We start from the raw sequence: 14,372 nt of genomic DNA on the forward strand, positions 1-14,372 counted from the left end.
ACTTACCTCCCGAACGGATAATGGTCGAGCGTACCCGGAACGTTGCCGTTCCGTCGGTCATCGACAGGTCGAGCGTTGAAATGTGGGCCTTGATCTCCGACTCCGCCCTCGCCGTAATAATGACCCGCGCTATGCTCCTGAATTACTACTACATCGCCCCCCATGCGGTCGATCACACTTGAATCGATGGTACGGTAGTAATATTCGCGAGTTCTAATCGGCATACCGCCTTCATCCAATATCCTTCGCTCGGATCTGTCTACCATATCTACCGAATTTACCTGAAACGGGTGTTGAGTCCGAGGAATCCCCGCATCCCGCTTTGCCTCATTCAGGGCCGCATTGCGACTGACCTCCTCGCATGCCTTCGGTACCAACCCCAGCGGATCCGACCAGACCGTCGGGTTGTGCGGGTAGCTGTTCGGATTGGGCGACGGCGCTAGTCCTAGCGGGTCGATGGTCGCGTAGCGCGCGGTGACCGGGTCGTAGAAGCGGTGCAGGTTGTAGTGCAGGCCGGTCTCGTCGTCGAAGTACTGGCCGGGGAACCGGATCGGCGTATCGGCGGTGCCCGCCCAGGACGTGCTCCCCCACAACGACATCGCCGACCGCCCCGCGACGTCGGCCGTCACCGGATCGACCAGTTCGGTCGGCGTGCCGACGAGGTCGGAGACGATGGCATAGAACTCGGTATCCACCGAGACCTGATCCGCCAGATCCGCCGTCGGTGCCGAGGCCTGCGTCAGCGGCGTGTGCGTTCCCGGTCGATAGGTCCACCGGGTGACGCGATTGGAGGTGGACTGCTCCACCAACGTCGTTGCATCCCAGGTGAACACGGTCCGTTCCGCCACCGACCCGTCCGCGGCGAGACGTGACTTGGCGGTACGGCGCCCCAGGGCGTCGTAGCTGTACCGCCACCGCGTCCCGTCCGGCGTCGTCACCTCGGCCATCTGGTCGAACGCGTCGTACCGGTACTGCCACACGTCCGGCTTCCGCGACAGTCTGGTCGTGACCTTGCGGATCAACCGGCCGGCGGCGTCGTAGTGGAACTGTGTTCGCCCGTCCCGGACCAGCAGCGTTCCGCGGTATTCGCGCCCGCCCTCGTCGTCGGTTACCGCCGTCGCGGTCTGCGTCACGATGTTGCTCAACGCGTCGTACGAGTACCGCTCCACCGCGGTGCCGTCGTCGACCACGGATGTAATGCGGCCAGCCGGATCCAGTTCGAACTGCCGGCGCAGCACCCGGTCGGTGGTCGTCGTCTGCCCGGCGAGATAGCCGTCCGGACGGTAGTCGAACACGTCGGACCGCAGCACCCGCGAAGCGGAGGCTGGACCGGAATCGAAACCCAAGCTCAGCGACGACGCCGGGTGCGCCACCGCCTCCTGCGTGGTGAGCCGCCCGCGCGAGTCGTGGCCGCGGGTGACCCCCAACTCGCCCGCTCTCCACCCGGTGACCGCGCCGCGCGCGTCGTAGGTGAGAGCGATCGAGTGCCCGTCGACCGCCACCGAGGCGACGCGGCCCGCGGCGTTCCAGCGCCACCCGGTGACACCGCCGGTGTGCGAACGGCGCTCGACGCGCCGCCCGAACGGATCGTGGTCGAAGCACAGTTCGCCCGCTCCGTCGACGGTCTGCCGCGCGAGCTGGCCCGCCACCGTGTACTCGAAGTCGACCGCGTGGATCGGATCCCCACCGACACCGCTGACCGCCGACAGCGTCCGTCCGGCCAGATCGTGGGTGTAGCGCCGGAACTCGCCGGTCTCGGCGGTGACGTCGACCAGGCGACCCAGGATGTCGTGCGAGTGGTGGCGCGTCACGCCGGTCGCGGACGTCACCGTCGCGATGCGACCCGCGGCATCGTGCGTGTACGTGGTTCGGGCACCGTTGAAATCGGACTCGGCCACCAGATGCCCGTCCGCGTCGTACTCGTACGACCAGATCTGCCCAAGCGGGTTGGTAACCGCCGTCAGGCGCCGCTCGGTGTCCCACGCGTACGCGGTGACCGAGCCGTCCGGATCCGTCCGCGAGGCCAACAGATCGAAGGATCCGTACGTGTACGAGGTGACGGCACCCACCGGATCGGTGTGCCGCAGGAGGTTTCCCTCGCCGTCGTAGTCCCACGACTCGACCGCGGCGTCCGGATGCGTTCGCTCGACGAGCTTGCCGTCGGGCGACCACCGTAGTCGCGTCACCGCGCCGGTCGGGTCGGTCACCGAGGCGGTCCGCCCGAACGCGTCGCGCGTGATCCGCGTCGTCGCTCCCATCGGGTCGGTGACGGCGACGGGCAGCCCGGCGTCGTCACACTCCACGAGAGTGCGGGCGCCGGTCGGCTCGGCGACCGAGGACACCGCCCCGGTCGGGTGGTAGGTGTACTCGGTCCGCGCGCCCCCGGCGTCGGTGACGGCCACCAGGTTGTCCGCGGTGTCCCAGTCCTGGCGGACGACCGTACCGTCGACCTGGTGTACGGCGACCGGCCTTCGCGGTCCGGCGTAGTCGACGGTGATCGAGTGACCGTCCGGCCGGGTGATCTGTGCGACGTCGCCGTCGGCGGTGTAACGGTACCGGGTCACCGCCCCGTCCGGACCGGTGACGCGCAGCGGCTCGCGGCGCTCGTTGTAGTCCGTGTGCGTGCGAGAACCGTTCGGCGACATCAGGTCCCGTTGACGCAGGTCGCTGTCGAACCCGTGCGCGGTCTGCGCCCCGAGCGAGTCGGTGACCACCGTGACCGAACCCGACCCGTCGGCCGTCGACACGTAGTCGAAGCGGGCGGACATGATGTCGTCGGTGCCGTTCTGGACCACTACCCGTCCGTCGGCGTCGTAGGTGTTGACCATCCGGTTGCCGTTGGCGTCCTGCCACGACAGCATCCGGCCGTCGGCGTCGTACGTGTAGCGGGTCGTACCGCCGAAACCGTTGGTGACCGCGGTCAGATGCCCGCCGTCGTAGCCGAAACGGCGGACCACGACGGCACCACCGGACTCCGGGTCGATCACCGACAGCGCGCCGATCCGCCCGCCGCGGGCGTCGACGAGCACCCGGTAGCCGCCCGTGTGGGACACCTCGACCGGCGCACCGTCCGGGCCGTAGTGGAACCGGATGCGGTTGCGGAACCGGTCGGTGATCGCGCTGATGGAGATGTTGCCCAGCGCCGAATCGACGCCACCAAGTTCGGGTTTGGGGGCGAAGTGCCAGGTGAGCGACCGGTCCGGGTCGTGCACCGCGTAGCCGCCGGTCTCGGTCCGCGAGAGCGTCCAGCGCTGGAGCGACTGTCTCGGACGGACGGGTTCGCCCACCTCCGGGTGCGGATAGACCACCATCACGCCGTCCTCGGCGAGCAGTGTGACACCGGATTCCTCGACCACGACCCGCATGTCGATCGTCGACGACCAACTCGGGCCGAACCACCGGCCGAACCCGTAGCTCGAGCGGTGTCGCCGACCGACCACGAGCGGCAGCACGCCGGGCAGCGTCAGATCGGTTTCGGGTAGCAGGAACTCGCCGGTGGCGGCATCGACCGGGTCCTGACACTCGGTGACCTGGTTGCTCGTCTGGTCACTCGCGGGTCCGTTGTCCTCCGCGGTCCGCCCCGCACCGGAGTCCGATTCGGCAAACTCCTGAGGACGCGGATTCGGGCCCTCCGGCGGGTGTGCGGCGCCCGGATCGTGCCCCGCGGCGGGCGAACCGTGCTCGGGCGCGGGACCGTCCGCGGCCGCCGCGTCGGTGTGGTGCGCCGCCGGCGCATCGTCGACTCCCATGTGTGGCTCCCCATTCGGGAAGGATGGTGAATCGATCTCCGGCGCATCGATTCTCGGCGCGTCTACCCGCGGGACCTCGGGCGCCGGGACATGCCTGCCCACGTCCACCACGTGATCGGCGGTCCGCAGACCGCTCCCGAGATCACCGGCGATCTCGACCGCGTGCAGGGAAGTACGCGCACCGGCCACACCGGCGCCGGCGCCGCCCGTCGCGGCCGCCAGCAGGGCGTCTCCGGTGAGCGCTCCCGCGAATTCGAACGGGTTGGCCCGGGCGTCGGCGAGGAACGCGTCCACTACGGCACCCGGATCCGCCGCGGCCACGACGAGACCGGTTGTCAGGTCGCTCAGTCCCTCGAGGTACTCCGCCGGGTGGCTGATGTTGTACGGATCAACGGGGTTGACCTGTCGCACGAACTGCACGATTCCGGTGAGCCCGGTGACCAGACCGGACGTGAAATTGACGCTGCCGTGCTCGATCACGTCGGTCAGGTCCCCGAGGTTCGCGGCCATGCGCTGCGTGAACGGCGGCTCCTCGGGGGCCGATTCGGTCAGGGCCGACAACTGACCGGCGATCTGCGATGCGGCGTTGTCGCGTTCGGCCCGCGCGCCACGGAGGATCTCGACGGCGTCACCGAACATCGCCGTCCAACTGTCGACGAGGGTGGTCCCGGCTCGCTGCTCGCCGCTGAGCGCGTTGTAGGCGGTCTTCCTCGCAGCCTCCTCCTGCTCGGCGCGCTCCCAACGCTCGATCGCATCCGCCGCGCGTGCCTGTGCCGACTCGATCGTGTTCGCCCACCACGTCAGCGTCTGCGCGGCGGATGCCATCGCGTCGGCTGCGTCCTGCCACAGCCCCGGCTGCTGGTCGAAGACGGCCTGGAACGCATCGGCGGCCTCACCGGTCCAGCCTGCGGCGTCGACCGTCCGCAACGCCGTCCCCGTGGATCCGATGTTGGTGCCCAGCTCGGTCAGGGTCGTGACGGCCTCGTTGACGGCCCCCGCATCGCCACGGATCAGCTCCCGCGGATCCGTGGTCTGGCCGAGTTCGAGCTCGTCGACCGCACCGCCGGTGATGCTCGCGACCTGGTCGCCGAGGTCCGTGAGGACGTCGGCGACACCGTCCGCCCCCAAGTCACGGGCGACACCCGCCAACCTGTCGAGCCCTGCATCGGCCACCTGGCCGGCCTTCTCGACAACCCCCTCGGCCGCGTCCTCGACCCAGTCGCCGACCTTGTCCAGGCCGCCGATGACGTCGTCCCACCCATAGCCCATCTGTTCTCCCCCGCCCGTGCCTCAGCCCTGGCCGTCGGTCAGGTCTGGTCATTCATGACCGACGCTGCCTGCTCGGCAGCGCCGGTGTGGTAGCCGGGCGCAGCGTCGATGCCGACGACGTCCGCGACCAGCGGCGACACGTTGGCAAGCGCCTGCGGGCCGACCGTCGAGATCACTTCGTTGTTGGTTCGGATCGTGTCCATCGCGGCGTCGAACGACTCCCCGCTGTAATCCGCATGGAGTACGTCGTTGATCGGGTTGTCCGCGAAGGTCTCGCCCCACGACCGCTCGCTGATCTCTTCCTCGCTGAGGTGCGGGTTGCCCGCCACGTGAGTCCACGCGGTCTTGACGGTGTCCGAGAGTTGCTCGTCCATCATGTGATAGCGCCCGGCCTGGAGATCGAGCAGTTCGGCGATCTCGTTCGCCGACCGGACGAGGTGGCGCACACCCCACGACCACCGCTCCGCGTACTCCTCGAGGCTCTTCTGGACAGCCTGCGATCCGGCCTCCATCGGCGACAGCGCCAGCATCGCGAACCCGCGACCGGCCGCGGCGGTCTCACCGATCCCGAGTTCGGACATCGAGTCGATGATCGCGGTGATTCCCTGCGCCGCCTGTTGCAGGACGGCAGGATCGACCTCGAGTTCCTCGCTCATGATCGCTCCGCCTCCAGATCGGGCGGAAAGGCCATCGGGCGAGTGCCGCCGGCGTTGACGACCACCCCGGTCGGCCGGTCGAAGCGCGGCAGGACCTGCTCGATGATCCGCCAGCCGAACAGCGTGTGGTAGCGCGCCTCGGTCTGCTCTCCCCGCGCGAGCGCGTGCCGGGCGAACTCGTGTTCGCTGGTGAACGCGGGAAGCCATCCGAGATCGCGGATCTCGCTGCTCCAGACGCGGCCATCGGCCGTCAATGGAACCAGCAACGACGCCCGACAGAACGCCGCGTGCAGCGCGCCCGCCTGCCCGAATCCTTCGTAGAACGCGTCGATCTCCGCATCGAGATCCGCGCAGCCCCCACCCACCGAACTCCCCCTCGTTCCAGCCCCCGGAAACGGCGCAATAGTACTACCCGGCCACATCTCGTCCGAACCGATGAATTCGGCGTAGCGTCCCGACTGCAGACGTCGTTCCGACAGGAGGGCGGACCAATGAGCGACACCGACTCCGGCGACCGGCCTGCCACAGCGCGGCCTTCGGCCGTTCTGGCCGTGACGTTCTCGGCCGCAGCAGCATTGGGCGGCTTCCTGTTCGGCTACGACACCGCGGTCATCAACGGGGCCGTGAACGCGATCCGCGACCGCTACGACATCGGCGCCGGAGCGACCGGACTGTCGGTGTCGCTGACGCTGCTCGGCGCCGCGCTCGGCGCGTGGGTCGCGGGCACCATCGCCGACCGGCTCGGACGCATCCGAGTCATGCAGATCGCGGCGGTACTCTTCGTCGTCGGCGCCCTCGGCTCGGCGTTCCCGTTCGGTATCGTCGACCTCACCTTGTGGCGCGTATTGGGCGGCGTCGCAGTCGGTCTCGCGTCCGTGATCGCGCCCGCGTACATCGCGGAGATCGCGCCCGCCTCCATCCGCGGCCGCCTCGGGTCGATGTACCAACTGGCGATCGTCCTGGGCATCGCCGTCTCCCAGCTGGTGAACTACGGGATCTCCGCGGCCGCCGGCGGTGGGCGCGGCGAACTGCTCGGGATCGAGGCCTGGCAGTGGATGCTCGCGATCGAGTCGATTCCCGCCGTCGTCTACCTGGCCATGACGTTCACGATCCCGGAGTCACCCCGGCACCTCGTGCGGTGCGGCCACGAGGACGACGCCAGCGCGATCATCGGCGAACTCGAGGGCGGCGACCCGCAGGCCGTATCGCACCGGATCGAGGAGATCCGCACCTCGCTCGGCGCCGAACGCGCCCGGGTGGGCGTGCGGGCACTGTTCGCCAAGTCCACCGGTGTCGCCGGGCTCGTGTGGCTCGGCATCACGCTGGCTGCCCTCCAGCAGTTCGTCGGCATCAACGTGATCTTCTACTACTCGAGCACGCTGTGGCAGGCCGTCGGCTTCGGCGAGGACCGCTCGCTGCTCATCAGCGTCGTCAGCGCCCTGGTCAACATCGTCGGCACGTTCGTCGCGATCGCCGTGATCGACCGGATCGGGCGCCGGCCGCTGTTGCTGATCGGCTCTGTCGGCATGGCGGTGTCGCTCGCCACCGCCGCCGTCTGTTTCCATTCGGCAACGATCACCCGCAACGCGGAGGGCGAGTCGGTCGCGACCCTGACCGGTGCGGGCGGCACCGTCGCGCTGATCGCCGCGAACGCCTTCGTGTTCTTCTTCGCGCTGTCGTGGGGACCGGTCGTCTGGGTACTCATCAGCGAGATGTTCCCCAACCGGGTCCGAGCCGCCGCCGTCGGCATCGCGACCGCGTCCAACTGGGTCGCGAACTTCCTCGTCTCGGCCACCTTCCCGTCGCTGGCCGACTGGAACCTCTCGCTCACCTACGGCGGATACGCCGTGATGGCGCTGCTGTCGATCGTCGTGGTGACCCGGTTCGTCACCGAAACCCGCGGCCGCACGCTCGAACAGGCCGGCTGAACTACGCCCAGTGCGCCGGACGCGACAACACCGACGGCAGCCGGGTCCGTCCGTCGCCGCGCGCCGCGTTCACCTGGAACTGCGTGAGGAACAACGCGTCCGACAGGTCCGCGCCGCGCAGGTCGGCGCCGCGGAGATCGGCGCCGATGAGGTCCGCGCTGCGCAGGTCCGCCCTCCGCAGATCCGCGCCGATCAACCATGCCCCGCGCAGGTTCGCCCCCCGCAAGTCCTTGCCGGCAAGCTTCGCGCCCATCAGGTCCGCGCCGCGATGATTGCGGCGACGCCCCGGCACCGCCGCACGTGCCAGCTCGCTGACCTCGAGCAGCACCACGTTCACCCGCTCCCGATGCCCGGAGACGTCGAGGCCGGCGAGCAGAGTCGCGTCGGAGGCCGTGAGCGAGGCGGTCTCCCCTCGCAACCGGGTGAGATCGTCGTGCAGGCGCGACGCGGTATCGATAAGCAACGACTCGTCGATGTACCACAACAATTCGTGTAGCTGGCGCATCACCGGGAAGACGTCGAACATCGGGCGGGCGATGTCGGGGGCAGCACGCCAGTCGCGGCCCGCGAACGTCTCCTGCGAGACCTTCTGGCCGGCGCCGAAACAGTCGTACACCGTGCAGCCGGGAAAGCCCCGCTCCCGTAATTGGGAGTGGATCCCGCAGCGGAAGTCGGCGAGCAGATTTCGGCACGGCGTCCCGCCGGCCTTGTCGACTGCGAAGTCGCTCGACGCCGCGAACGGCAGCGCCACACAGCACAAGCCGAAGCAGTTCGAGCAATCCGAGACGAGTTCGGACGACACGCGTGTATTCAGCTCCGACACCGAGACCTCCTGACCTGACCGACCCCCAATCCTGCACGACATGCGCCCGCCGAGGCCAACCATTTCCCGACGATCCGGACCACGCTCGCAAACCGGTTGCCGGGCAGCGACACTCGCGGGCACCGCACGGGACGTCGACTCGCCGGTTGACGGCCGCGAACGGCCGGACCGACACTGGTCGTGGGTCCTCGCGACGTCGCACCCCGCGGCACCCGGCGTCGCCCGGGCGTGTGGTGTCGGTGTGCCGCTCGAACAGTGCCGCGTCGTCCGAACTGGCCCGTCTCGAACCGGTCCAGCCGCCGTGGCGGGAGGACCACCATGAGCGTCGACCCGAAGCAGGCCCACGTCTGGATCATCGGCGGCGGTATCGCCGGAATGGCCGCTACCGCCTTCGCGATCCGCGATGCCGGGGTGCCAGGAGAACACATCCACATCCTCGAGGAACTCGACGTCGAAGGCGGCTCGCTCGACGGCACCCGCTCCCCCGCCGTCACCGACGGCTGGGTCACCCGCGGTGGGCGCATGCTCGAGGAAGAGGTCTACCGGTGCACGTGGGACCTGTTCGAGTCGATTCCCTCGCTCGAGAACCCGGACGTCAGCGTCCGCCAGGAGATTCTGGACTTCAACGCCAAGGTCAGAACGAACGACAAGGCGCGGCTGATCGATTCACGGCACACCATCATCGACGCCTCGCAGCTGGGCCTCGACCACCGCGACCGGCTCGAGATGATGCGTTTGCTGGGCCTGCCGGAGCACGCGCTCGGGGCGCGGAGGATCGACGAGATGTTCGGCAGGCACTTCTTCACCACCAACTTCTGGCAGATGTGGCGCACCACGTTCGCCTTCCAGAAGTGGCATTCGGCGGCCGAATTGCGGCGGTACTTCCTGCGATTCGTCCAGGAGTTCCCGCGCATCCACACCCTGTCCGGCGTCCGGCGCACCGCCTACAACCAGTACGACTCGATGGTCGTCCCGCTGCAGCGATGGATGTGGGCCCAGAACGTCGACGTCCGGTTCGCGACCCGCGTCGTCGACGTCGACTTCGCGCAGGCCGGGCAGCCGCGTCGGGCGCGGCGACTGCACGTCGTCGGCCCGGACGGACCCGCCACGATCGAACTGGGCGAGGGCGACTACGCGTTCATCACGCTCGGCTCGATCACCTCGGACTCGACCTACGGCGGAAACGACGACGTGCCCGCGCTGATCCGCGACCGCGCCGACCACGGCTGGTCGCTGTGGGAGGAGATCGCCAAGAAGGCCCCGGACTTCGGCCGCCCCAACACGTTCTACGGCAACATCGACGAGAACAAGTGGGAATCGTTCACTCTCACGATGCGCGGCGACACGTTGCTGCGGCGCATCACCGAGTACACCGGCAACGAACCCGGAACCGGCGCGCTGACCACCTGGTTCGAGTCCGGCTGGCACCTGTCCACGGTTATCCCCTACCAACCCCATTTCCCCGCCCAGCCCAAGGACATCTACACACTGTGGGGGTACGGCTTCGACATCGACAACGAGGGCGACTACGTCAGGAAGAAGATGTCGCAGGCCACCGGCAAGGAGATCCTCACCGAGTTGATCCACCAGTACGGGTTCGAGGACCTGCTCGACGAAGTCCTGGCCACCACCGACGTGACGACGGTGATGATGCCGTACGCGTCGGCCCTGTTCAGCCGCCGTATCCCCGCCGACCGCCCCGAGGTCGTGCCCGACGGCGCAGAGAACTTCGCTTTCCTCGGGCAGTTCACGAACCTGCCCGAGGACGTCGTGTTCACCGTCGAGTACTCGGTGCACGGCGCGATGCACGCCGTCTACACGCTGTTCGACGTCGACAAGCCGATCCCGCCGATCTACCACGGGCTGCTCGACCCCAAGGTCGGGGTCAAGGCGCTCGAGGCGGCGTTCCGCTAGAAACCGCTATCCGACGCTCGGATTCGACTTGTCGAGTCCCTTGTCGAGGCCACCGCCGGTGTCGGCGCGGTCCAGCCCGACGACCCAGCCGGTGACCTGGCGCGTGATGTCCTGGGCGGTGAGTCCGAGTTCGCGATGAAGCTGGTCCCGCGACGCGTGGTCCAGGAACTGCTGCGGCACACCGAGATCCCGGCACGGGACGTCGACCCCGGCCGCGCGCAGCGCCGCCGAGACCGTCGAACCGATACCCCCGTGCAGGCCGTTGTCCTCGACCGTGACGACCATCCGGAAGTTCTCGGCGAGCTTGACCACCGACTCCGGCACCGGCAGCACCCACCGCGGGTCGATGACCGCCGCCGTGATGCCGTGCTGGCCGAGCCGTTCGGCCGCCTCCAGCGCGACGCCGGCGAACGAACCGACCGCCACGAACAGGACGTCGCCGCGATCGCCCTCCGGCATCTGCAGCACATCGACGAGGCCGTCGAGGCGCCGGGCCGCCGGGATGTCGTCGCCGACCGCGCCCTTGGGGAACCGGATCACCGTCGGACCGTCGTCGACCGCGAGGGCCTCCTGCAGCTCCTCGCGCAGCGTCGCGGCATCGCGCGGCGCGGCGACGCGGATTCCCGGGATGATCCCCAGCAGCGACAGATCCCACATGCCGTTGTGGCTCGCGCCGTCGACGCCGGTGACGCCCGAGCGGTCCAGCACGATCGTGACCGGCTGCTTCAGCAGCGCGACGTCCATCAGCAACTGGTCGAACGCGCGGTTGAGGAAGGTGGAGTAGATCGCGACCACCGGGTGCATGCCGCCGAGCGCGAGCCCCGCAGCCGACGTGACCGCGTGCTGCTCGGCGATGCCGACGTCGAACATCCGCTCCGGGAAGCGCTCGCCGAACGCGGCGAGGCCGGTCGGGCCGGCCATCGCGGCGGTGATCGCGACGATGTCGTCACGCTTCTCGGCCTGCTCGATCAGCTCCGCCGAGAACACCGACGTCCAGTCCGGCGCCGACGTTCCGCGCGACAGGCCGGTGAGCGGGTCGATCACGCCGGTCGCGTGCATCTGGTCTGCGACGTGGTTCTCGGCGGGCGCGTACCCCATGCCCTTGCGGGTCACGGCATGCACGATCACCGGACCACCGAACGCCTTGGCGCGGCGCAGTGCCGACTCCATCGCCACCTCGTCGTGCCCGTCGACGGGGCCCAGGTACTTGATCCCGAGATCGGTGAACATCACCTGCGGGCTCACGGCGTCCTTCAGGCCCGCCTTCATCCCGTGCAGCAACTGGTAGGCGGTGCGGCCGACCCACGGCATCTTCTTGACCATCCGCCGACCGCTGTCGAGCATCCGCTCGTAGCCGGGCTGCAGGCGCAGCGACGCGAGGTGGTCGGCCAGGCCGCCGATCGTGGGCGCGTAGGAGCGGCCGTTGTCGTTGACGACGATGACGACCGAACGGTCCTTGCCGGCGGCGATGTTGTTGAGCGCCTCCCAACACATTCCGCCGGTCAGCGCGCCGTCGCCCACGACGGCGACGACGTGACGGCCCCGCTGGCCGGACAGCTCGAACGCCTTGGCCATGCCGTCGGCGTACGAGAGGGCGGCCGACGCATGCGACGACTCGACCCAGTCGTGCTCGCTCTCGGCGCGCGACGGGTAGCCGGACAGCCCACCCTGCTTGCGGAGCGAGTCGAACTCGTCCTTGCGACCGGTGAGGATCTTGTGGACATAGGCCTGATGGCCGGTGTCGAAGATGATCGGGTCGGAGGGGGAATCGAACACCCGGTGCAACGCGAGCGTCAGTTCGACGACACCGAGGTTGGGGCCCAGGTGGCCGCCGGTGGCGGACACCTTCTGCACCAGGAACTCACGGATCTCCGCGGCGAGTTCCTTCATTTCCTCAGGATCGAGCTGACGCAAGTCGTCAGGCGTCTGGATGCGGGCAAGGACACCCAACGAGATCGCTCCCTCCGGCAGGTTCACGCGCTGCCACGTGACAGCCCGACAAGTCTACGGAGCGACCGGAGACGATGCCCATCGGCATCGAATCCGAGCACACCCGTGCGCGCCCGATCGCACATCGCAGACTGTCCGCTCATCCTACTGTTGCTCCATGGGCAACGTGGTCGACGAGTTCATCACCCGAGTGTTCGACGTGGTCCGCGGCGACCGCGGCGGCGAGGTCGCCGACTACATCCCGGAACTCGCGGCCGTCGACCCCGACCGGTTCGGTATCGCCGTCGCCACCAGCGACGGGCACGTGTACGAGGTGGGCGACACCGCCGTGCCGTTCACCATCCAGTCGATCTCCAAGCCGTTCACGTACGCGCTGGCGCTCGCTGATCGCGGGGTGGACGCGGTCGCCGAGAAGATCGACGTCGAACCGTCGGGCGAGCCGTTCAACGAGATCAGCCTCGACCCCGACACCGAGCGGCCACGCAACCCGATGATCAACGCGGGCGCCATCACGTCCGCGTCGCTGGTCGCCGGTGGCGGTGTCGAGGAACGATTCGGGCGGATCCGATCGCTTTACTCACGCTGCGCGGGCCGGCAGTTGGCACTCGACGACGCGGTGTACGCCTCCGAGGCGAAGACCGGGCACCGCAACCGCGCGATCGGCTACATGCTGCGCTCGTTCGGCGTCATCACCGACGACCCGGACGAGGCCGTGGACCTCTACTTCAGACAGTGCTCGATCGACGTCACGTGCCACGACCTCGCGCTGATGGCGGCGACGCTCGCGAACAACGGCATCAATCCCGTCACCCGGGACCGGGTGCTCGCGCCGGCGCTGGTCGAACGCGTCCTCAGCGTCATGACCACGTGCGGGATGTACGACGCCGCCGGCGAATGGGTCACCGAGGTGGGCATGCCCGCCAAGAGCGGCGTCGGCGGCGGAGTGCTGGCCGTCCTGCCCGGACAGCTGGGGATCGCCGTCTACTCGCCGCGCCTGGACCGGCACGGCAACAGCGTGCGGGGGGTGCGGGCCTGCCGGGAGCTCTCCCGCGATCTGGAGCTGCACTTCCTGCACGTCACCCGCGCGGCCCGGTCGTCGATCCGCGCCCGCTACAGCGTCGCGTCGGCGCCGTCCCGGACCCGCCGCACCGACGCCGAACGCGCCGCCCTCGACCGGATCGGCGACCGCGCTCGCATCTACGAACTCCACGGCGACCTGCTGTTCACCGGCGCCGAGACCGCGGTCCGGGAGATCGACGGCGCACGCGACGACCTCGAGGCCGTCGTCGTCGACGTCCGACGCGTCGACGACGTCAGTGACGTCGCACGGCGGATGATCGAGGCGCTGTGGGCCGATCTCGCCCGGCACGGCTGCCGGACGGCCCTCGTGGACCCGAACGGGCTCTTCGGTCACACGACGTCGAGCCTCACGCCGGACGATCCGCACGGTCGGGTGTTCGCCGACCTGGACGCTGCGACCCAGTGGTGCGAGGAGGTCCTGCTGGCGCTGCACTGCGCGATCGGGAGGCAACCCGAATCCGTCGAGCTCGAACAGCACCCGCTGCTGGCAGATCTCACGCCGGAGCAGTTCGAGCGGTTCACCGACGAGCTCGAGAAGCGGACCGTCGCGCGCGGTGAGACGATCGCCCGGCGCGGTGCGACCGCGGCCGGAATCTTCCTCATCCTGTCGGGTCGCGCCAGCACCACGGTGACATCCGCCGACGGCACGATCCACCGCATCACGACCCTGTCGGCCGGGATGACTTTCGGCGAGATGCCCACCCTGCTGGACTCGACGATCCTCAACGACGTGCGCGCCGACACGACGGTCACGCTCGCCCTGCTCCCGCCGGACGGTTTCGCCCGGCTCACCTCCGCTGCCCCGGAGATCAAGTCGGCGCTGCTCGAACGCCTGGCGACGGCGGCGTACGGACAACTCGAGATGCTGCTCCGCACGTTCGAGCAGCACGGACGCCTCTGAACGTCGTGCCGTCAGCCTTCCCCAGGTGGAAGAAAACGCTCCCCCAGGAGGAGGGAAAACCGATTGCGCGGTCTCCGCCGATCCATCAGGCTGGGACCGTCT

At 68.9% G+C, this 14,372-nt stretch carries 8 protein-coding genes; 3 read left to right on the top strand and 5 right to left on the bottom strand.

The genetic code is table 11. The features are described 5' to 3' along the window. Positions 1–2: 2 nt before the first annotated feature. From ABI214_RS03580 to ABI214_RS03590, 3 genes are read right to left on the bottom strand one after another with little or no spacing between them, the layout of a single operon-like run. A complete protein-coding gene (locus ABI214_RS03580) occupies positions 3–5,018 on the bottom strand; it encodes a putative T7SS-secreted protein (protein ID WP_348606212.1) in 5,016 nt (1,671 codons plus the stop codon). Positions 5,019–5,056: 38 nt separating this feature from the next. Then, positions 5,057–5,674, bottom strand: coding sequence for a hypothetical protein (locus ABI214_RS03585; RefSeq protein ID WP_348606214.1), 618 nt, complete (start codon positions 5,672–5,674; stop codon positions 5,057–5,059). After that, positions 5,671–6,039: an SseB family protein gene (locus tag ABI214_RS03590; protein WP_348606216.1), complete on the bottom strand. Its 369-nt coding sequence runs from the start codon at positions 6,037–6,039 to the stop codon at positions 5,671–5,673. The genes ABI214_RS03585 and ABI214_RS03590 overlap by 4 nt, the downstream gene beginning before the upstream one ends. A gap of 126 nt (positions 6,040–6,165) precedes the next feature. On the opposite strand from ABI214_RS03590, the gene ABI214_RS03595 reads away from it, so the two are divergent. After that, on the top strand, positions 6,166–7,602 hold the full coding sequence (locus tag ABI214_RS03595; protein ID WP_348606218.1) for a sugar porter family MFS transporter: 1,437 nt from the start codon (positions 6,166–6,168) through the stop codon (positions 7,600–7,602). 1 nt (position 7,603) lies between these two features. Here ABI214_RS03595 and ABI214_RS03600 read toward each other — a convergent pair whose 3' ends face one another. Next, the gene (locus tag ABI214_RS03600; protein WP_348611238.1) at positions 7,604–8,353 is read right to left on the bottom strand and encodes a pentapeptide repeat-containing protein; all 750 of its coding nucleotides are present in this window, start codon (positions 8,351–8,353) and stop codon (positions 7,604–7,606) included. 390 nt (positions 8,354–8,743) lie between these two features. Here ABI214_RS03600 and ABI214_RS03605 point away from each other — a divergent pair, with 390 nt between their 5' ends. Next, a complete protein-coding gene (locus ABI214_RS03605) occupies positions 8,744–10,339 on the top strand; it encodes an oleate hydratase (RefSeq protein WP_348606220.1) in 1,596 nt (531 codons plus the stop codon). Positions 10,340–10,345: 6 nt separating this feature from the next. Here ABI214_RS03605 and dxs read toward each other — a convergent pair whose 3' ends face one another. Next, the gene (dxs, locus tag ABI214_RS03610; RefSeq protein ID WP_348611241.1) at positions 10,346–12,289 is read right to left on the bottom strand and encodes a 1-deoxy-D-xylulose-5-phosphate synthase; all 1,944 of its coding nucleotides are present in this window, start codon (positions 12,287–12,289) and stop codon (positions 10,346–10,348) included. A gap of 157 nt (positions 12,290–12,446) precedes the next feature. On the opposite strand from dxs, the gene glsA reads away from it, so the two are divergent. After that, entirely contained in the window at positions 12,447–14,270 is a 1,824-nt protein-coding gene (gene glsA / locus ABI214_RS03615) for a glutaminase A (RefSeq protein WP_348606222.1), read from the top strand. Positions 14,271–14,372: the final 102 nt, after the last annotated feature.

Source organism: Prescottella soli (genome assembly GCF_040024445.1).
Taxonomy (GTDB): domain Bacteria; phylum Actinomycetota; class Actinomycetes; order Mycobacteriales; family Mycobacteriaceae; genus Prescottella; species Prescottella soli.